The organism is Phaeobacter sp. PT47_59, from assembly GCF_028890025.1.
Taxonomy (GTDB): domain Bacteria; phylum Pseudomonadota; class Alphaproteobacteria; order Rhodobacterales; family Rhodobacteraceae; genus Phycobacter.
Genome location: NZ_JARCJL010000002.1, coordinates 280266 through 299413 on the forward strand (window position 1 = coordinate 280266; position 19148 = coordinate 299413).

Consider the following 19148-nt stretch of genomic DNA (forward strand, 5'->3'; position numbering starts at 1 on the left):
GTCAGATACCCAGTTTCTGGCTGAGATCGATCATCCGCTGCACCGCAAGACGCGCCTTGTCGGCCACTTTCGGATCCACTTCGACCGGGGTGGACATGGTGTGCAGCGACCAGAGGATCTTCTCCAGCGTGATCATCTTCATGTAGGGGCACATGTTGCAGGGGCCGACAAACTCCACCTCGGGCAGGGCATCCGCGATGTTCGAGGCCATCGAACACTCGGTAATCAGCATCGCCTTTTCGGGCTTTTCGTCGGTCACATATTTGAGGATGCCGCTGGTGGAGCCGGAGAAATCCGCCTCGGCTACCACGTCGGGGGGGCATTCGGGGTGGGCGATCAGCCGGGTGCCGGGGTTCCATTCGCGGAAATCGCGCAGATCCTTGGCGGTGTATTGCTCGTGCACGATGCAGGCGCCATCCCACCAGACGATGTTCTTCTGCGGCACCTGATTGGCCACGTTCTGCGCCAGGTACTTGTCCGGCGTCATGATCACCGTGTCGCTCTCCATCGCGGCGACGATCTGCGCAGCATTGGAGGAGGTGCAGCAGATGTCCGAGGCGGCCTTCACCTCGGCGGTGGTGTTGACGTAGGTGACGACCGGCGCGCCGGGGTATTTGCGGCGCATCTCTTCGACGCCCGCGGCGGTGATGCTTTCGGCGAGCGAGCAGCCCGCCGCCATATCCGGCATCAGCACGGTTTTCTCAGGCGAAAGGATCTTGGAGGTCTCGGCCATGAAGTGCACGCCGCATTGCACGATGACATCCGCCTCGACCCGCGCCGCCTCGATCGCCAGCTGCAGGCTGTCCCCGACCACATCGGAGACACCGTGGTAGATTTCCGGCGTCATGTAGTTGTGGGCCAGGATGACCGCGCCGCGCTCTTTCTTCAGGGCGTTGATCGCGGCCACGTAGGGCGCATAACGGGTCCAGTCGACCGGGTTCACCACGCGATCCATGCGGGCGTAGGTCTCTGACATTTCCTGCGCCAGGTCGGGATTGGGCGCCAGATCATAGATATCGGCGAGTTGATCGCGCATGGTTTGCAGATCGAACATGGCATTTCCTCGAAAACGCGTCCGCCGAGTCCTGTGGCGGGCACTTTGGGTGGGTCTTCTTTCACGTTCACTTGGCACGTGCAAGTAAGGGCGAGGGCTGACCACCGGGTCTGCGCTGTTTTGGCGCTGCTGCAGCTCGGCAGCGGTTACCCGGCCCCGCAGCTGTGGTCTGGTTGGGTGGCTTTCCGTCATTCATGTCACCCGGCGCAGGAGGTGCCGGGGGCGGCGCCTTTATGACCGCCGCCAGAGGGGCTGTCCATTATATGGTGGACAATTTGTCCTTTTTGAAGGTCCGCTGCATTTTTTTCTGTTTTGCCTCACGCGCTTGTGTTTTGAAATTGACGCAGCTAGGGGGAGCAACGCCTGTAACCCCAAGCCATCGGGGGGAAATTCACGCGTCATGTCTGATCTTTGGGGAGGGCTGAGCCAGGCGTTCTGGCTGGTGGTGATGCTGGATCCCGATCTGGTGGAAATCACCCTGCGCTCTCTCAGGGTCACTTTGACCGCGCTTGCCATAGCCTCTGCGATTGCCTTGCCGCTGGCTGCGCTTCTGGCCGTCAGACGCTTTCGCATGCGCCGCGCCACCATTGCCGTGCTGAACGCGCTGATGGGGCTGCCGCCGGTGGTGGTCGGGCTGATCGTTTATGTTTTCCTGTCGCGGGCCGGGCCGTTCGGGGTCCTGGGGCTGTTGTTCACCCCCAGTGCCATGGTGATTGCCCAGGTGATCATCATCGTGCCGCTGGTGGCCTCGATCGCGCATCAATCGCTGCGGGAACTGTGGAGCGACTACCACGATCTCTTGATCTCGATGAACACCACGCAAGGGCAGCGTATCCGGGCGCTTCTGTGGGATGGGCGTCGGGCGCTCTTGACCGCGGCGCTGGCGGGATTTGGCCGTGCCATTGGCGAGGTCGGCGCCATCATGGTGGTGGGTGGCAATATCGATCACGCAACGCGGGTTCTGACCACGGCCATCGCGCTGGAGACCGGCAAGGGCGAATTCGCCATGGCGCTGGGCCTTGGTTTCGTGCTGATCGGCATGGCCATTGCGGTGAACCTGGCGATCCATTGGATCGGCCATACCGAACGCGGGGGGCGCTGGTGATGCAGATGTTTCCGCTGACCGTCGAGCAGGGCATGGTGCGCCGTCGCGGCAAGGTGCTGGTCGGCCCCGTGGATCTGAAGCTTGAAGGGCAGGGCACCACCATCGTGGTCGGGCCGAATGGGGCTGGCAAGACCTCGCTGCTCAAGATGCTGCACGGGGTCGTGCGGCTGAATGAAGGACGGTTGAACTGGGCCTGCCCGCGCGAAGAGGCGGAGAAGCGCCAAGCCTTCGTCTTTCAGATGCCGGTGATGATGCGCCGCTCGGTGGTGGAGAATATCGCCTATCCCCTGCGTCTGATCGGGGTGCCCCGCAAGGAGGCCCGCGCCCGTGCGGCGGACTGGGCGCGGCGGATCGATCTGGGCGACGCGCTGGAGCGGCAGGCGGTGCTCTTGTCCGGTGGTGAGCGGCAGAAGCTGGCCCTGGCCCGCGCCCTGATCCGCGAGCCGGACGTGTTGTTCCTGGATGAACCCTGCGCCTCGCTGGATGGGCGCGCAACGCGGGAAATCGAAGAGATCCTGACCGAGGCGGCCCGGGGCGGGACCCGCCTGATCATGTCGACCCACAACATGGGTCAAGCGCAGCGGCTGGCGGATGAGGTGATCCTCGTCATCGGTGGCCGCATTCACGAGTTTTCCCCGGCGGCAGAGTTTTTTGCCGGACCACAGACCCCGCAAGGGGCCGCTTTCTTGAGAGGAGATATTGTAGAATGAAACATGTGTTGTTTGGCGCTGTTGCCGCCGCCGTTCTGGCCACGGCCTCGATTGCCGAGGAGATGAAGATGGCTGTGACCACCTCGTTCCACAACTCGGGTCTGGCCGAGATCCTGCTGCCTGAGATCAAGAAGGACCTGGATCTGGATGTGCAGCTTCTGGTCGTCGGCACCGGTCAGGCGATCCGTCTGGGCGAGGCGGGTGATGTGGATGCGATCCTGGTACACTCGAAAAAGGCCGAAGAGAAATTCCTGGCCGGGGGCAATGGCACCCACCGCCGTGAGATCATGTACAACGACTTTGTCTTCATCGGGCCGAAATCGGATGGGGCCGGTGTCGCGGGCGCAAAATCCGCTGTGGATGCTCTGCAAAAGGTTGCCAGTGCCGAGGCGCTGTTTGTCAGTCGCGGCGATGACAGCGGCACCCACAAGAAGGAGCTGAGCCTCTGGAAGGCCGCGGGGCTGGATGCCGAAGGCTTTGGCAGCTGGTATCGCGCGGTTGGGGCCGGCATGGGCGCGGCGCTCAATACCGCGTCGGGGATGGAAGCCTATATCATGGCCGACCGCGCCAGCTGGCTGAACTTCGGCAACAAGGGCGATCTGGCGCTGTTGTTCTCGGGTGATCCGGTGCTGTTCAACCAATATGCCTATCTGCCGGTGAACCCGGAGAAACATGCCCATGCCAAGAACGACCTGGCGATGAAGCTGGAAGCCTGGCTGGTGTCGGACAAGGCCAAGGGGTTGATCAACGGTTACACGATCAACGGTGAAACCCTGTTTGTCTTCAACGCCAAGCAGTAGACGCACAAGGTGTCCGTGGCGGGGGGGGCTCCCGCCCGTGGCGCCGCATTTGAAAAATGCGTTGTCCCGGTTGGGCCTGGCGCCGCGCTTCGCGCGGCGCTTTTCCTTTGCTGAGAGGCGCCTCAGGGGCAGGTCTGCCCTGAGGCGCCATGTCGATGGTGTTGTCCGCCATATCCGCCTCAAGGGTGAACCGTGCATGCGCACGGCCACTTCGTGGCCCTTGACCCGGATTTGGCGAACGGTTTGCGTTTGTACGGGCCCGCCTCGTTACGCGTCGCCGCCAACAGTCAGGGTAACCCTGTCACCTGCAAACCAGGTGCGGCCGTATTCGATGGGCTGTCCGTTCCCATCGACATTGATCCCGGTCGTGCGCAGGATCGGCGCGCCTTCGGGGATGCGCAGGTGCAGGGCCTGGGTGGCGGTCGCCTGGCGTGCTGTGATGCGGGTCTCGAGGCGGGTGTAATCCTCAATACCGCAGCGTTTCAGGGCGGCGGTGACCGATTGCGTCTCCTCCAGGGCTTCCAGCATGCCGGGGAAACGGTCGCTTGGAAAAATACTTTGAAACAGCGCGATGGGCTGCCCGTCCGCCAGCGACAATCCGTCGTAGACATGCACCATATCACCGGCGGCAAGCCCCAGTGCAGCGGCTTCGCCTTCTGCCGCGGCGCGGGTTTCGGTGGTGAGGATCTGCTTGGCCGGCGTCCGCCCGCCCTTGGAGATGTTCTGGTGAAAGCGCACACGTTTGCCGATCGGGTAATCCGTTGGCCTTGCCGCCACAAAGACGCCGGCGCCACGCCGTGAATGCACCAGCCCGCCTGCGGCCATCTCGGCCAGGGCGCGGCGCACCGTATGGCGGTTGACACCAAAGCGTGCGGCCAGCTGCGCCTCGGCCGGCAGTTTGTCTCCGGTGTCATAGCGCGCCTGGGCGATGTCCTCGGTCAGGGCGGTGGCGATGGATTTCCAGACGGGGGTGCGGGCCATGTCATGAAACTTTCACAAGGTTTCGATTGCGCCTTTGGCAGCGAGTCAGTTAATATTTGTCTAGTTGTATAGTAAATATAGACAACCCGGCCAAGAGGCTTTGAGACGATGAACACCACTTTTTCCGCAGAGGATCGTAAGGCCTGGATGGGCCTGCTGGCCTCGGCTGACGATGCCCGGCTTGCCGACCTTTGGCACGCTTTTGATCATGAACCAGCCTTCGACTGGCTGCGCGCACCCGAGGCGGGCGGCGTCATGGTCCGTGGCCGCATGGGCGGCAGCGGCGCGCCCTTCAATCTGGGTGAGATGACCGTCACCCGCTGTGCCCTGTCGCTGACCGATGGCACCGTCGGGCATGGCTATGTGCAGGGCCGCTCCAAGGCCAAGGCCGAGATGGCCGCCAAGATCGACGCCCTGATGCAGACCGACGCGGCAGACACCCTGCGCGCCAAGATCCTGACCCCGCTGCAGGACGAGCGCGCGGCGGCCAAGGAAGCCCGCGCCTCCAAGGCGGCGGCAACCAAAGTCGATTTCTTCACCATGGTGCGGGGAGAGGACTGATGAACCAGATGACGGACAATACGGTCTATGCGGGTGGTTTTGCCAATCCGCCGGTGGCCTCGGCCCATGCCTTTCGCGCGGCAATGAACGCCATGGCGCGCCCCGGCACGGTGCAAAAGATCACGGGCGCCACCCCGCCCGAGGGGATTTCGCCAGCGGCGGGCAGCCTGCTGCTGACGCTTTGCGATCCTGAAACCGGTGTTTTCCTCGCGCCGGATGTCGATAGTGACGCCCTGCGCGGCTGGCTGACCTTTCACACCGGTGCGCCCATTGTGGGTGCAGAAGAGGCGGATTTTGCCCTCGGCGGCTGGGAGGCGCTGATGCCGCTGGACCGTTTTCCCATCGGGACGGCGGAGTACCCCGACCGCTCGACCACGCTGATTGTCGAGGTTGCGGGTTTTGATGCCCCCAATTCCAGTCTCAGTGGGCCGGGCATCAAGGACACAGCGCAGATGGGCTTGCCGGATCCGATGGCCTGCGCGAGCAATGCGATGCTCTATCCCTTGGGCGTCGATTTCTTTTTCACCTCTGGTTCTCAGGTGGCGGCGCTGCCGCGCTCGACCCAGATCCATGCGGAGGCTTAAGGCATGTATGTTGCTGTAAAGGGCGGCGAGCGCGCCATTGACAACGCCCATGCCTGGCTGGCCGAAGAGCGTCGCGGCGATACCTCGGTGGCCGAGCTGTCACTGGCGCAGATCCGCGAACAGCTGGCGCTGGCGGTGAACCGGGTGATGGCCGAAGGATCGCTGTTCGATCCCGACCTAGCGGCGCTGGCGATCAAACAGTCGCGCGGCGATCTGATCGAGGCGATCTTCCTCATCCGCGCCTATCGCACCACCCTGCCGCGCTTTGGCTATACGCTGCCGGTGGAGACTGGCGCGATGGCCTGCGACCGGCGCATCTCGGCGACCTTCAAGGATGCGCCGGGCGGGCAGGTGCTGGGGCCGACCTTCGACTACACGCACCGTTTGCTCGACTTCAAACTGGCCGCCGAAGGGGAAGCCGTGGAGGCGCCGACCTCTGCCCCCCGCACCGAACCCACGCCCCATATCACCGAGTTCCTGCAGGGCGAGGATATCATCGAGCGCGAACCTGTGTCAGAGGCCCAGCCCGGGGACCTCACGCGCGAGCCGATGGCCTTTCCCGCTGACCGGTCGGTCAGGTTGCAATCGCTGACGCGCGGAGACGAGGGGTTCATCCTTGGTATGGCCTATTCCACCCAGCGTGGCTACGCGCGCAACCACGCCTTTGTGGGCGAATTGCGCATCGGCACCGTGGCGGTTGAGATGGAGATCCCCGAGCTGGGCTTTGCCATCGAGATCGGCGAGGTGGAGCTGACTGAATGCGAGACGGTGAACCAGTTCAAAGGCTCAAAAACCGTGCCGCCGCAATTCACCCGTGGCTATGGCCTGGTATTCGGCCAGTCAGAGCGCAAGTCCATCGCCATGGCGCTGGTGGACCGCGCGCTGCGCTGGAAGGAGCTGGGTGAGGACAATCTGGGAGCGCCTGCGCAGGATGAGGAATTCGTGCTCAGCCACTCGGACAATATCCAGGCGACCGGGTTCCTCGAACATATCAAGCTGCCCCATTACGTCGATTTCCAGTCCGAGCTGGAACTGGTGCGCAAGCTGCGCCGAGAAGCCGCCGAGGCGGTGGAGCAGATGGCTGCACGGGAGGCGGCGGAATGAGCTTCACACAACACAGGGCCATTTTGAAGAAGGGTGCCCAGAATGTCTGACTATAACTTTGCCTATCTTGACGAGCAGACCAAGCGGATGATCCGCCGGGCGATTCTGAAAGGCCTTGCCGTGCCGGGCTATCAGGTGCCCTTTGCCAGCCGCGAAATGCCCATGCCCTATGGCTGGGGCACCGGCGGGGTGCAGGTCTCTGCCGCGACGTTGACGCCCGAGGATACCTTCAAGGTGATCGACCAGGGCGCCGATGACACCACCAACGCGGTGTCGATCCGCAAGTTCTTTGAACGCACCGCAGGTGTTGCCACCACCGAGGAGACGGAAAAGGCCAGCGTCATCCAGACCCGCCACCGCATCCCCGAGGCGCAGTTGACCGAGGATCAGATCCTCGTCTATCAGGTGCCGATCCCGGAACCCCTGCGCTTTCTTGAGCCGCGCGAGACCGAGACCCGCAAGATGCACGCGCTTCAGGAATATGGCCTGATGCATGTGAAGCTCTACGAGGATATCAGCCAGCACGGCGCCATCGCGACCTCCTATGCCTATCCGGTCAAGGTTTCGGACCGCTACGTGATGGATCCCTCGCCGATCCCCAAGTTCGACAACCCCAAGATGGAGATGGCGGCGATCCAGCTCTTTGGCGCGGGCCGCGAGCAGCGCATCTATGCGGTGCCGCCCTACACAAAGGTCGTGAGCCTCGATTTCGAGGATTACCCGTTCGAGGCCAGCAAGGCCGATCACCCGTGTGACCTGTGTGCGGCAGAGGACAGCTATCTGGATGAGGTGATCCTCGATGATGCGGGCAACCGGATGTTTGTCTGCTCGGACACCGATTACTGCCGTTCGCGGCGCGAGGCAGGTCATGTGGGCCGCCTGGGAGAGGAGGCCGCGGCATGACCCCTTTGCTGCAAGTGAAAGACGTCGCCAAGATGTATGGCGCGCGGATCGGCTGCACCGATGTGAGCTTTGACCTTTACCCCGGTGAGGTCATGGGCATCGTCGGCGAAAGCGGCTCGGGCAAGTCCACATTGCTGAACTGCCTGGCCGGGCATCTGGCGCCGGATCGGGGAGAGGTGGTGTTTGACACCCGCGCCGACGGGCCGGTGGATACGGTCACCATGTCGGAACCCGCCCGCCGCATGCTGGGGCGTACCGACTGGGCCTTTGTGCACCAGCACGCCCGCGACGGGTTGCGCATGTCGGTCTCGGCCGGCGGCAACATCGGCGAGCGGCTGATGGCCGTGGGGGACCGTCACTATGGCGATATTCGCGCCCGCGCGGCCGATTGGCTGGGCCGGGTGGAGATTTCCGATGCGCGCATCGATGACCGCCCCTCGGCCTTTTCGGGGGGCATGCAACAGCGGCTTCAGATCGCCCGCAACTTGGTGACCGGGCCAAGGCTGGTCTTTATGGATGAACCCACGGGTGGCCTCGATGTTTCGGTGCAGGCGCGGCTTCTGGATCTCTTGCGGGGGCTGGTGCGCGAGATGGGTCTCAGCGCCATTATCGTCACCCACGATCTGGCGGTGGTGCGCCTGCTGGCGGACCGGCTGATGGTGATGAAGGACGGCCATGTGGTGGAAACGGGTCTCACCGATCAGGTGCTGGACGATCCGCAACATGGCTATACGCAGCTGCTGGTCTCCAGCGTGTTGCAGGTGTGAGGACAGAGTGATGATCGAACTTCAAAACGTCAGCAAAAGCTTCACCCTGCACAATCAGGGCAGCGCGGTGATCCCGGTGATGGAGGGTGCCACGCTCTCCGTCAAACCTGGCGAATGCGTCGGCCTGGTGGGCGCATCCGGCGCCGGTAAATCGACCCTGATGCGGCTGATCTATGGCAACTACCTGGCTGCCAGTGGCAGTATCATGGTGGGTGACACCGATGTGGCAAAGGCCGAGCCGCGCGAGATCCTTGCGCTGCGCCGCAAGACGCTGGGCTATGTCAGCCAGTTCCTGCGGGTGGTGCCGCGCGTGCCCGCGCTGGATGTGGTGGCCGAGCCACTGCTTTCGGTGGGCACCCCAATCGAACAGGCACGCGAAAAGGCGGCGACGCTTCTGGCGGGGCTCAACATTCCCGAGCGGCTTTGGAGCCTCAGCCCCACGACATTCTCCGGCGGGGAGCAGCAGCGGGTGAATATCGCGCGGGGCTTTGCCTATGACTATCCGGCGCTGTTGCTGGATGAACCCACGGCGAGCCTTGATGCGCAGAACCGGGCGACCGTTCTGGGTCTGATCGAAGGAGCCAAGGCGCGCGGAGCGGCCATTGTCGGCATCTTCCATGACGAGGCCGCACGCGAACAGGTCTGCGACCGCTTTGTCGATGTCTCGGGCTTTTCGCCAAAGGTTGCGGCATGAGCCTGACCATGAATAAGGGGCCGGTGATTGCGGTTGTCGGCCCCTCGGGCGTCGGTAAGGACAGCTTGATGGAGGCGTTGCGTCAGGCCGATCCCGGCGTGCATCTGATGCGCCGGGTCATCACCCGCGCGCCCGAGGCAGGGGGCGAGGATTACACCCCGGTGACCGAAGCCGAATTTCTGGATCTGGCAAGCAAGGGCGCCTTTGCCCTGCACTGGCCTGCCCATGGGCTGCACTATGGCATTCCGAAAGAGATCGAGAGCCTTCGGGCCGGGGCCACGGCCGTTCTGGTGAACCTGTCACGTGGGGTGCTGCTGGAGGCACAAGGTGCCTTTGACGATTTTCGGGTGCTGTCCGTTACGGCCCGTCCCGAGGTGCTCGCCGCCCGTCTGGCGGCGCGCGGGCGCGAGGATGCCGCCGAGGTGCAGCGTCGACTTGCCCGCGCGGGTAAACCCCTGCCTGCGGGGCTGGCCAAGGTTCATGAGATCGACAACAGCGGCGATATGGGCGCGGCGGTCATGGCCGCGCGCGCTGCGATTCAGCCGGTCAGGGCGTAGCGGTGGATCAGGTGAAAGCGTCCCTCGGAATCTTCGCCCATCAGCGCCAGATCCTTGATCACGAAGGGCGCGGGCAAGAGCGGGATCAGATGCGCCTGCAGGGCCGCCTCGACGCCCGGCAGCTCGGGCTTGGGCCGCTTGCCAGTCAGGGTGATGTGAAAACGGAACTGGTCCAGCACGTAGGGATAGCCCCAGGTCACGAGGTTCTTCTCCTGCGCGGGGCTGAGGCCCGCAGCGCGGCGCCGCTCAAGCTCTGCCTCGGGGGCAGGGGCGCGAAAGGCGTCCAGTTCCGTGACACAAGCGGCGGCCAGCGCATTGAGAGCGCTCTCATCGCCAACCGGGCGCAGCGCCAGAAACCGACCCAGCCGCGCCAGCTGCAAGCCGTCCAGCGTCACCGGCGCCTGCGTGGCGGCCAGTGCGGCGCAGGCGGCCTTCAGATCGGCCTGCGAAGACCCCTCGGCCAGCCGCATCGGCGGTTTCATGGTTGCATGCAGGCCATACTTGCGCGGTGTCGCGGTGATGGTGGCCACGTCCAGCCCCGGCAGATCCGGGTGCGGCAGCGCTTCCCCCGTCTCCATATCCCAGCCCAGCCAGCTGGCACCGAATTGGCTCCATTCCGCCCCGTGGGGCGGCGCAAAATAGATCGCGTATCGCGTGAATGTCACATTGGCCTCCTAAACGTGGCCTTTCCAATACCTCGAAAGATGTGAAATCCAGATGACACAAGAGATGATCCTTGCCAATGCCACCCTTGTCCTGCCTGGCGAAACCCGCACCGGTAGCATCAAGATCAAGGGTGGAGAGATCGCGGATATGGCCGAGGGCACGGGCGTGCCCACAGGTGCGGTGGATTGCGGCGGTGATTTTGTCAGTCCTGGCCTGATCGAGCTGCACACGGATAATCTGGAGCGTCACATCCAGCCCCGCCCCAAGGTGGACTGGCCCCATGCCGCTGCGATCATCGCTCATGATGCGGAGCTGGCGGGCACCGGGATCACCACGGTCTTTGACGCGATGCGCGTGGGTTCGATCAAGGCAAAGGAGGCGCGCTATGGCCAATATGCCCGCAGCCTTGCCAGTGAACTCTTGGAGCTGCGCGCCCAGGATGCGCTCAAGATCAGTCATTTCCTGCACCTGCGCGCCGAGGTTTGCTCGGAAACGCTGGTGGATGAGCTCAATGAGTTTGGCGATGAAGACCGCGTCGGGCTGGTCTCCCTGATGGATCACACGCCGGGGCAGCGCCAGTTCCGCGACATCTCGAAACTGGAGGCCTATGTGAAGGGCAAGCACGGGTTCGATGACGATGCCTTTTTGCAGCATATCGCGAACCTCAAGACCATGCGCGACACCTATGGCGATCTTCACGAGGTGGAGGCAGTGAAGGCGGCGCAGCGGTTCGGCGCGGTGCTGGCCAGCCATGACGATACCACCGAGGATCAGGTCGCCGTTTCGGCCGGTCACGGCATCCGCCTGGCCGAGTTCCCCACCACCGTGGAGGCGGCCCGCGCCTGCCATGCTCATGACATCCAAGTGATGATGGGGGCGCCGAACCTGATCCGCGGCGGCTCGCATTCGGGCAATGTGGCGGCACAGGAGCTGGCCGAGCTGGATCTTCTCGATATCGTCTCCTCCGACTATGTGCCGGCGGCGCTTTTGCTGGCAGCGGCGCGGCTGGGAGAAATCTGGGGCGATATGGCGCGGGGGCTGGCCACCGTCACCTGTGCCCCGGCCAAGGCGGTTGGCCTTGAGGATCGCGGGAGGCTGGAGATCGGCAAGCGTGCGGACCTGATCCGCTTTGGGCTGCGAGCCGGTGTGCCTGCCCTGCAGGGTGTGTTTGCTCGCGGTCAGCGGGTGGCATAACCTCGAACGACAGCAGCAGCCTGCCCGGAGCGCGCCCCATGGTTAAGATCATCTGGATGTCCGACCTTCATTTCGTGGCCGAAGGTGCCCCCCTTGGCCATGATCCCCGCGCACGGCTGGAGGCGGCGATCGCCCATATCAATGCACACCACGGGGACGCTGACTGTTGTGTCATCTCGGGCGATCTGGTGAATCACCCGAGCCTTGAAAACTATGTGGCCTTGCGTCCCCTGCTGGACCGGCTGGACATGCCGTGGTTCCCGATGATGGGAAACCACGATGATCGCGCGCTTCTGCGCCAAACCCTGCCGGTACCGGACAGCTGCATGGAGGATTTCGTGCAATATGCCGTGCCTGTGTCGGGTGCGCTGGTCCTTGCGCTGGACACCCACAAGCCGACGTCCGGAGCCGGGGAATTCTGTGCAGCGCGGCGGCTGTGGCTTCAAGAGGCACTGCAACAGGCCGGAGATCGGGCCGAAGGTCTGCCGGTGATCCTGTTCCTCCACCACCCACCGATGGAGCTGGGATTGCCGATGCTGGATGCGATCAGGATGGAGGAGGGGAACAGTTTCCTTGAGCTGGTGAATCGGCACATCAGCGGGCCGTGTCAGCTGTGCATTGGCCACGTCCACCGCAGTGTCAGCGGCGTGGCGGCGGGCCTGCCCTTTGCCACCCAGCGATCTGTCCTGTTTCAGGCACCACCTCCGGTGCCCGCTTGGGACTGGGTCAGTTTTGCCCCGACACAGGAGGATCCCGGTCTGGGCATCATCCTGATCGACGGCTCCCGGATCACCATCCAGAACGAGAGTTTCTGCGCCTATGAGGTCGGCACGCAGGGGCGCTGACGCCCGAGTGTCTCTTTTCAGGCGCGGTAGAACATGTAGCGCCCCTCGGGGATGCCTTCTGGGCCGCTGAGTTCCTCGAACCCCACGAGCGGCTGGCCCGAGACCACGATGCCACCCGGTGCCATGACTGAGGCGATGACCGGCGACATGGCGGCGGCCTCGGCGACGTCCTTTTCCTTGACGCCAAAGCCGAAATCATAGTGCGCCAGCACGATCTTGTGGCCCTCGGAGGCAAGGCGCTGCAGCATCGGTTCGGCTTCGCCTTGCAGGAAATCCTGTTCCGGCGGAACACAGGAAGGGTGGCACTGCAGCACCCGGTCGATCACCCAGATGCGGCGGTCGGGCAGGATCTCGCGCAGGTGGTCATAGGTGCGCCCGTTGCCCAGCCCCATGTCCAGCGCATCGCCGGGCACATCCGCGATCTGCTCTGCGGCCCAGTTCAGCCCGTCGCGCTGGGCGGTGAGGCGGCGCAGCATCGAATCCAGTCGGCTCATTCAGGAAGTCCTTTCGTCATAGGTCCAGGCCACGGCAGGCCCTGCCAGAAGGCGGGTAATCAGCGCCTCGGTGAAGGTCCAGATCGCGGCGTCATGCACCAGGTGGTGGGTCAGAATGCCATAGGGTTCATCCGCGTCCGCCTGGCCAAGGCGCCGATCCTGCAACTGCTGCGTCACCTGGTGGATCAGCCGATCTTCGGGCAGCAAAGAGCGGCTGCCCTTCCAGTCGATCGGATCAAGATGTGTGTTGATCTGCACAAGGCCCGGCGCCGGTTTCACCTGGCTGCGCGGCGTGAAGGTCGAGAGCGCGCCATAGCCAAGGCCCGCCATCCAAGGCAGCATGTCCGGCGCGATGCGGTTCCAGGGCGGCACGAACATCGGGCGCAGGGCGGGGCCGATCAGATCTTTGAGGCGGCAGAGCCCGGCCTCGGCCTCTTCCAGCCTGTCATCCACCGGGCGATGGGCGCCGAACTCGGCTTTCTTCTCGGTCGCCGGGGCGTGGCTGATGTGGGCCCATCCGTGGACCACCGGGATCAGCTGCGAGGCCTCTTGCAGGTGATCGGCAAGGCTGTCTTGCGCGTCCTTGGGGATAATGGCGAGATGGACCGGAAGGCCCAGCCTGCCTGAGAGGTCGGCCAGCCGCTCAAGCTCGGGGGTGTGCTTGACGGCATCGTCGTCGCGCCACCACAGGGGCAGGGTCATGCCTGCGTCTTGCCAGGCCTTCAGCTCCCGATCCAGGGCGCGCCACTGTGCCGTCATTCCCGTTTCCCCACCAGTTCGGCGGCAATCTCTACCGTTCTGGCGGCGCCGTCAAACCGGAAGCTGTCGGTGGCGCGGGCGGGGGCTGCCATCGCGGCGCGCACCGCCTGTGACAGCCCTTCTGGGGTAAGATCGGCGGTCTTCACAACCTCGATGCCGTTCAAGGGGGCAAGGCTGCCCGCGCGCAGGGATTGCTCCACCTCCTTGCCCGCATCAAAGGGCACCAGCACCGCGGGCGTGCCCGCCTGCAGCAGGTCCAGCGCGGTGTTGTAGCCGCACATGCTGACCGAGGCCGCGGCATGGCGCAGCATCTGCCGGAAATCGGGGCGCGCCGCTTCGATCACGGCGGGAGAGCCAAGGCTGGCAAACTGCGCGATCCGCTCTGGCGCATCACCGCCACCCACCAGAAGGCGCCATGTCGTTCCGGGCATCTGCCGGGCAGCCTGCAATGCGCAGCGATAAAGCGCATCGCCGACACTGCCGCCACCGGCGCTGACCAGCACCTCGCCCGTGCCTGCCTGTTCGGGGTGCGGGGCTGCGGCCGGGGGCGCCACGTAACCGGTGTAGCGCAGCTTGCCCGCCAGCATGTCCGAGACCGGCCAGCTGATGTCGAGCCGGGTGGCAGCGGGGTCGGAATGCACCAGCACGGCGTCGTAGAACTCCGCGATCACGGCATCGGCCTCCACCGCCTTCTTGGGTTTGGAGGGTGGCGCCAGGATATCGCGGATCGAAGCCAGCACCACGGGCCGCCGGGGCAAGTCATGGGCCGCCTGCAAAAGCGCGAGGAACTCCGCCTTCAGGCTGCGGCGGCCAAAGGGGTAAAGCTCGGTGATCAACAGGTCTGGCTGCATGCGTGCAAGCGCATCGCACAAGACCTGTTGCCGCGTGGCAAAATAGGGGTCATCGGCCACCGTTCCCGTGGGGGTCAACAGCCGGGTGAAGTCCACGCCATCAGATCGCAAGGGCGGCAGTTGCAGAAGGTCGAGACCCTCATGCCGCAATTGCGCGGCCGGAAAACCACCCGAGGCGATGCAGACCTGGTGCCCCGCCGTGGCAAAGGCCCGTCCCAAGGTCAGCGCCCGTGACAGATGCCCGGTGCCCAAGAGGTGCGTAACGGTGATCAGGACCTTCATGGCGCTTCCTTCCGGATCAGGCGGATCGGATCGGGCAGGGGGGTCAGGCTGCCCTGGTCGATCTCCACCACAAACAGCCGGTTGCGCTTGATGCGAAACGGCGCGGGGCCGTTGAAATCCCAGCCATGGGCGCGGGCGAGGATCATCCGCATAATGCCGATATGGCAGACGGCGACGGTATCGCGGGTAAGCCGCTCCAGCCAGGGGGCGATGCGCGCCCAGACCTCGGCCGGGGTCTCGCCGCCGGGGGGGCGATAGCCCCAGCCCCAATGTTCGATGTCGCGAAAGCCGCTGTCTGGATCGGCCTTCAGGTCGAGCCCATGCAGACCTTCCCAGTCGCCCCAGTCCATTTCAATCAGTTCAGGCGCGGTTCGGGGATCACGTCCTGCCACCAGTTTCGCGGTTTCGGCGGCCCTCAACAGCGGGCTGGACCAGAGTTCCGCCGCATCCCAGGGCGCGGGCAGCGCCTGGGCGGCCAACTCGCTGCGGGCGGTCTCATCCAGCGCAATGTCGCTACGCCCCTGGATGCGGCCCGCGCGGTTCCACTCGGTATGGCCATGGCGCAACAGGGCAAGGCGGATCATGTGCGGCCCTCCATGAGCGGTGCCACGGCGGCCCAGAATCGGGAGGTTGCGGCGGGGGCAAGGTGGTTCGTGGCGACCATCTGGCGGGCTTCATCGCTGCGCTGGGCGCGCAGATCGGGGTCTTCCAGCAGCGCCTTTATCTGGCGCGCCAGGGCTTCTGGCCCCTGTTCCGGGGCGGGGTAGGTTCCCGGCGCCAGAACATCCCGCATCCCCGGACGGTCCTGCGCCACCACCGGCAGGCCATGCGCCTGGGCCTCGAGGTAGGCCATGCCGAAGGCCTCGTTGACGCCGGGCCAGAGGAACAGGGCGGCGCGGCCATAAGCTCCAGACAGGCCCTCACGGTCCAACTGGCCGAGAAAGCGCACGCGGGACCCAAACGGCGCCATCAATGCCTCCACCTCAGCCCGCGCCGGGCCATCGCCTGCGATTTCCAGCTGCCAGTCTCTGTCGAGGCACGAAAGCGTCTCGGCGATGATCCGGTAGGAGGCGAGTTTATCGCCCGCGCGCATCATGCCGACGCTGAGCATCGGTCCCTTGAGCGGCGAAGGAGGCGGCAATTCGGCCTGCGGCAGGAAGGGCGGCAGATGTACCAGCGCCTGCGTCCCGTAGCGCTCGCGCTCCAGGGTGATCAGGTCATTGGCGGTGAAATAGAAGATTGCATCGGCGGCATCGGCGGCTTCATGGGCCGCCTTGGCAAACTCCGCCCATGGCCCGGTCAGGCGGCTGGTGGCGCGGGTGCTTTCGATCTGCACGTAGGGCACGGCGCGGGCGCGGGCGACCTCGGGGCCGATCAGATCGGGGGCCTTGTAGTAGTTGTGATAGGTAACCCAGAGATCCACGGGCGGCATCTCGGTCAGCAGGCGCTGGACCTCCTGCCGGGCCGTGTCGCGCAAGCTTTCCTGCTGATCGGTATCGCCTGCCTTGTCGTAGATGCGGGCTTCGCTGACCAGATCGACCTTTGCGCCGCCTGCGGCGATCACATCGATCAGGTTGCGTGCGACTTCCCGATCGCCCGAGGGCACCGGGCTGTGCGGCGATTTCATCGGCGCATAGAATGCGATGCGTTTGCCGCTACCGCCCGTCATGCGCCGTTCAGCATGGCATTGAGCCGTTCTGACAGGCGCGCAATGCCGGGCTCCATGCCGAAATCCTGACGCAGGCGCATCAGCGCGGCCTCGGCCATGGTGGCGGCTTTGCCCGGATCGTTTGCCAGATCGCAGATCGCGGCGGCCAGCGCTTCGGGGGCGTCCTCGCTCAAGGTGCCATGGGTGCCGCTGTCGATGAACTCGGGAATGGCGGAGACGGGGGTGGACAGGATCGGCAGCCGCTGCGAGGCGGCCTCCATCAGCACGTTCGGCAGACCGTCGCGGTCGCCATCGGCGGCAACGCGGCTGGGCAGAACGAAGATGTCGCTGGCGCGCATGGCCGCGATCACCTCGGGCTGATCGCAAGCGCCGTGCCAGGTGATGCGATGCGCAACGCCCGCATCCGCGGCCATGCCCTGCAACAGATCCCCCAGACCGCCGCCGCCGATATGGGTCCAGTGCCAGTCCAGATCCTGGGGCAACAGCGCTAGCGCGGCAATGAGCCGGTCAAAGCCCTTCTTTTCCACCAGGCGGCCCACGGACATCAGGCGCAGCGGATCGCCGACCTTGCGCCAGCTGCGATCGGGCGGGTCGGGAAAGCGGCTGAGGTCCAGCCCGTGGTAGATCAGATCGATGCGCGCCGGGTCGTCGGACATCTCGCGCAGGTGCTGCGCGCCGAAGGCGGTGCAGGTGGCCCCAAAGGCGGCGCCGTGCTGCGTGGTGGAGAGTTTTTCCTCGATCTCCCAGTCAGGAGAAGTCCAGATGTCCTTGGCATGGGCCGAAAAGCTCCAGGGCAGGCCGCGCATCACCGCCGCATAGCGCGCCACGGATGACGGGGTGTGCAGGAAATGCGCGTAAAGCCCAAGGACGCTGTCCGGCATCTCGGCGGCCAGAACGCAGGCCTGGCCAAAGCGGCGGATGCGGTTGCGGCTGGGATCGCGGCGCAGGTCGGCGCGCCAGATCCGCCATGCCTCGCCGTAGCCGGGAAGCTGTTGGGCCACCTCGCGGGCGCGCCAGACGCGGTCCGGTTCCTGATAAAGGTATTCGGGCAGGTAGTTCACCTGCGCCTGCAGGCGCTCGTGCAGGGGGTGGCGTTTCACATCCGTCGGATGACGCAAAGACCAGATTTCAAAGCTATGACCGGCGGCCTCCAGCGCGACCAGCTCCTGGGCGATGAAGGTTTCGGACAGCCGTGGCCAGCCCTTGACCAGAACGGCAAGCGGTGGTCGGGGGTCACTCATTTGGCGGCCTTTCGCGGTTCGGTCTGCAACAGGGCCGCGACCCGGTGGGTGACATAATCAAGCCCCTCCAGCAGCCCGTCGGTAAAGGCGGCAGAGGGGGGCTGCTGATCCTGCAGCGCGCGAATGGCGCGGATCATCGCTTCGGGAGTCCAGCCGTCACGGTTCTCGTCCAGCATGGCGACGAGGCCCAGTTCCTCGGCCCGGCTGGCGCGGATCCACTGTTCCAGGCGCGGCGTGGTGCGCGGCACGATCACGGCGGGCCTGTCAAAGGACAGCACCTCGCAGAAGGTGTTGTAGCCGCCCATGCAGACCACACCCGCAGCACCGGCAAACAGCGTTTCGATGCGGCTTTCAAATCCCACCGAGGTCACCCGCCCATCGAGCGCGGCGACGCGGGACTCGAAGGCTTCGCGGGTTTCACCGGACAGGAAGGGGCCATAGACCAGGACGGCGCGCGGGTTGAGATCAGGATCGCGTTCATAGGCCGAAAGAACCAGATCCACCATCATCGCCCCATCGCCGCCGCCGCCGGGGGTGATCAGCACATAGGGTTGCGCGGGCGGCTCACCGATCTGGCCCAGGTCGCGGCGCAGGTAGCCGGTCCAATGCATGCGCGCACGGGTGTCGGCAGACAGATCCAGCCCCTGGGTGGGGTCATAGACCGAGCTGAGCCCATAGACCCAGATCTCGTCATAGTAGTCTTCGGTGACCGGCACGGCGCCCTTGCGCGCCCATTCGGCGGCCAGAACCTCGGGTTCGTCCAGCACATCGCGCAGGCCCAGCACCAGCTTACAGCGGCCCCGGCTGCGCAGGCAATCAAGCGCGGGCATCAGCTCACCGCGGAACCCCGTGGGTTCCTTGTCGACGATCAGCACGTCGGGATCATATTGCTGCGCCATCGAGCGGATCAGGCCGGCGCGCATCTCGGTGGTTTCCTCGATGCTCATCCCCATGGTGCGCGAGGCATAGCTGCCATCGGCGCGTTTGATGACCCCGGGCAGGCGCATGTGATCGACCCGGCTGGGAAAGGCAAAGCGCCCCGCCACCGGGGAACCGGTCAGGATCAGCGCCGAGGCGGACGGATCCGCTGCGGTGATGGCGCCCGCCAGTGCCCGGGAACGGCGCAGATGGCCTAGGCCAAAGGTGTCGTGGCTGTAAAGCATCACCCTTGGGCCACGTGTGCCGTTTTCCCTGTCGGCTGTGGAGCTGGTCTGGTCTTTCATCTGGCTGCCTGAACAGGTGGAACAGAGCGGTGGTGCAATAGGCAGGCGCCGAAATCAAGGGTGATCGGCCCCCGGTCTGCCGATTGCGCAAAAATTGGCATGGA

General features: G+C 64.8%; 22 protein-coding genes. 12 read left to right on the forward strand and 10 right to left on the reverse strand.

Annotation, left to right across the window (positions count from 1 at the left end; genetic code table 11):
- Position 1: 1 nt before the first annotated feature.
- Positions 2-1054, reverse strand: coding sequence for a quinolinate synthase NadA (gene nadA / locus PXK01_RS03030; protein WP_274858812.1), 1053 nt, complete (start codon positions 1052-1054; stop codon positions 2-4).
- A 400-nt stretch (positions 1055-1454) separates the two neighbouring features.
- On the opposite strand from nadA, the gene PXK01_RS03035 reads away from it, so the two are divergent.
- Genes PXK01_RS03035 through PXK01_RS03045 form a run of 3 tightly spaced genes read left to right on the forward strand, consistent with a single transcriptional unit; the run spans position 1455 to position 3669 of the window.
- Positions 1455-2159: an ABC transporter permease gene (locus PXK01_RS03035; RefSeq protein WP_274847805.1), complete on the forward strand. Its 705-nt coding sequence runs from the start codon at positions 1455-1457 to the stop codon at positions 2157-2159.
- On the forward strand, positions 2159-2869 hold the full coding sequence (locus PXK01_RS03040) for an ATP-binding cassette domain-containing protein (protein ID WP_274858814.1): 711 nt from the start codon (positions 2159-2161) through the stop codon (positions 2867-2869). Before PXK01_RS03035 ends, PXK01_RS03040 begins: the two co-directional genes overlap by 1 nt.
- Positions 2866-3669 (forward strand): substrate-binding domain-containing protein, encoded by an 804-nt coding sequence (locus tag PXK01_RS03045; RefSeq protein ID WP_274847807.1) that lies wholly within the window; start codon positions 2866-2868, stop codon positions 3667-3669. The genes PXK01_RS03040 and PXK01_RS03045 overlap by 4 nt, the downstream gene beginning before the upstream one ends.
- A 267-nt stretch (positions 3670-3936) precedes the next feature.
- Here the strand turns inward: PXK01_RS03045 and phnF are convergent, their stop codons facing one another.
- Positions 3937-4650, reverse strand: coding sequence for a phosphonate metabolism transcriptional regulator PhnF (phnF, locus tag PXK01_RS03050; RefSeq protein ID WP_274858815.1), 714 nt, complete (start codon positions 4648-4650; stop codon positions 3937-3939).
- A 108-nt stretch (positions 4651-4758) separates the two neighbouring features.
- Between phnF and phnG the strand changes: the two genes are divergently transcribed.
- The 7 genes from phnG to phnN are packed head-to-tail and all read left to right on the forward strand — an operon-like array spanning position 4759 to position 9820.
- Positions 4759-5211 carry a phosphonate C-P lyase system protein PhnG gene (gene phnG / locus PXK01_RS03055; RefSeq protein ID WP_274858817.1) on the forward strand — a complete coding sequence of 151 codons (453 nt, stop codon included), beginning with the start codon at positions 4759-4761 and terminating at the stop codon, positions 5209-5211.
- Positions 5211-5795 (forward strand): phosphonate C-P lyase system protein PhnH, encoded by a 585-nt coding sequence (gene phnH, locus PXK01_RS03060; RefSeq protein WP_274858818.1) that lies wholly within the window; start codon positions 5211-5213, stop codon positions 5793-5795. The genes phnG and phnH overlap by 1 nt, the downstream gene beginning before the upstream one ends.
- A 3-nt stretch (positions 5796-5798) precedes the next feature.
- A complete protein-coding gene (locus PXK01_RS03065; protein ID WP_274858820.1) occupies positions 5799-6899 on the forward strand; it encodes a carbon-phosphorus lyase complex subunit PhnI in 1101 nt (366 codons plus the stop codon).
- A 42-nt stretch (positions 6900-6941) separates the two neighbouring features.
- Entirely contained in the window at positions 6942-7802 is an 861-nt protein-coding gene (locus PXK01_RS03070; RefSeq protein ID WP_274858822.1) for an alpha-D-ribose 1-methylphosphonate 5-phosphate C-P-lyase PhnJ, read from the forward strand.
- Positions 7799-8569: a phosphonate C-P lyase system protein PhnK gene (gene phnK / locus PXK01_RS03075; protein ID WP_192964531.1), complete on the forward strand. Its 771-nt coding sequence runs from the start codon at positions 7799-7801 to the stop codon at positions 8567-8569. The genes PXK01_RS03070 and phnK overlap by 4 nt, the downstream gene beginning before the upstream one ends.
- 10 nt (positions 8570-8579) lie before the next feature.
- Positions 8580-9263 (forward strand): phosphonate C-P lyase system protein PhnL, encoded by a 684-nt coding sequence (gene phnL / locus PXK01_RS03080; RefSeq protein ID WP_274858823.1) that lies wholly within the window; start codon positions 8580-8582, stop codon positions 9261-9263.
- A complete protein-coding gene (gene phnN / locus PXK01_RS03085) occupies positions 9260-9820 on the forward strand; it encodes a phosphonate metabolism protein/1,5-bisphosphokinase (PRPP-forming) PhnN (RefSeq protein ID WP_274858824.1) in 561 nt (186 codons plus the stop codon). Before phnL ends, phnN begins: the two co-directional genes overlap by 4 nt.
- Here phnN and PXK01_RS03090 read toward each other — a convergent pair.
- The gene (locus tag PXK01_RS03090; RefSeq protein WP_274858825.1) at positions 9802-10485 is read right to left on the reverse strand and encodes a DUF1045 domain-containing protein; all 684 of its coding nucleotides are present in this window, start codon (positions 10483-10485) and stop codon (positions 9802-9804) included. The two genes, phnN and PXK01_RS03090, sit on opposite strands and share 19 nt — an antisense overlap.
- A gap of 52 nt (positions 10486-10537) precedes the next feature.
- Between PXK01_RS03090 and PXK01_RS03095 the strand changes: the two genes are divergently transcribed.
- Together PXK01_RS03095 and PXK01_RS03100 are read left to right on the forward strand one after the other, a co-directional pair.
- Positions 10538-11680: an alpha-D-ribose 1-methylphosphonate 5-triphosphate diphosphatase gene (locus PXK01_RS03095; protein ID WP_274847816.1), complete on the forward strand. Its 1143-nt coding sequence runs from the start codon at positions 10538-10540 to the stop codon at positions 11678-11680.
- Positions 11681-11718: 38 nt separating this feature from the next.
- The gene (locus tag PXK01_RS03100; protein ID WP_274858826.1) at positions 11719-12525 is read left to right on the forward strand and encodes a metallophosphoesterase; all 807 of its coding nucleotides are present in this window, start codon (positions 11719-11721) and stop codon (positions 12523-12525) included.
- Positions 12526-12542: 17 nt separating this feature from the next.
- On the opposite strand, the gene PXK01_RS03105 is transcribed toward PXK01_RS03100, so the two are convergent.
- The 7 genes from PXK01_RS03105 to PXK01_RS03135 are packed head-to-tail and all read right to left on the reverse strand — an operon-like array spanning position 12543 to position 19044.
- A complete protein-coding gene (locus PXK01_RS03105) occupies positions 12543-13019 on the reverse strand; it encodes a class I SAM-dependent methyltransferase (protein WP_274858827.1) in 477 nt (158 codons plus the stop codon).
- Complete coding sequence (locus PXK01_RS03110; RefSeq protein ID WP_274858829.1) at positions 13020-13778, reverse strand: polysaccharide deacetylase family protein; 759 nt, start codon at positions 13776-13778, stop codon at positions 13020-13022.
- Entirely contained in the window at positions 13775-14911 is a 1137-nt protein-coding gene (locus tag PXK01_RS03115; protein WP_274858830.1) for a glycosyltransferase family protein, read from the reverse strand. The genes PXK01_RS03110 and PXK01_RS03115 overlap by 4 nt, the downstream gene beginning before the upstream one ends.
- The gene (locus tag PXK01_RS03120; RefSeq protein WP_274858831.1) at positions 14908-15495 is read right to left on the reverse strand and encodes a histidine phosphatase family protein; all 588 of its coding nucleotides are present in this window, start codon (positions 15493-15495) and stop codon (positions 14908-14910) included. The genes PXK01_RS03115 and PXK01_RS03120 overlap by 4 nt, the downstream gene beginning before the upstream one ends.
- The gene (locus tag PXK01_RS03125) at positions 15492-16580 is read right to left on the reverse strand and encodes a glycosyltransferase family 4 protein (RefSeq protein WP_274858832.1); all 1089 of its coding nucleotides are present in this window, start codon (positions 16578-16580) and stop codon (positions 15492-15494) included. The genes PXK01_RS03120 and PXK01_RS03125 overlap by 4 nt, the downstream gene beginning before the upstream one ends.
- Entirely contained in the window at positions 16577-17821 is a 1245-nt protein-coding gene (locus PXK01_RS03130; RefSeq protein ID WP_274858833.1) for a glycosyltransferase family 4 protein, read from the reverse strand. Before PXK01_RS03130 ends, PXK01_RS03125 begins: the two co-directional genes overlap by 4 nt.
- Positions 17818-19044: a glycosyltransferase family protein gene (locus tag PXK01_RS03135; protein ID WP_274858834.1), complete on the reverse strand. Its 1227-nt coding sequence runs from the start codon at positions 19042-19044 to the stop codon at positions 17818-17820. The genes PXK01_RS03130 and PXK01_RS03135 overlap by 4 nt, the downstream gene beginning before the upstream one ends.
- Positions 19045-19148: the final 104 nt, after the last annotated feature.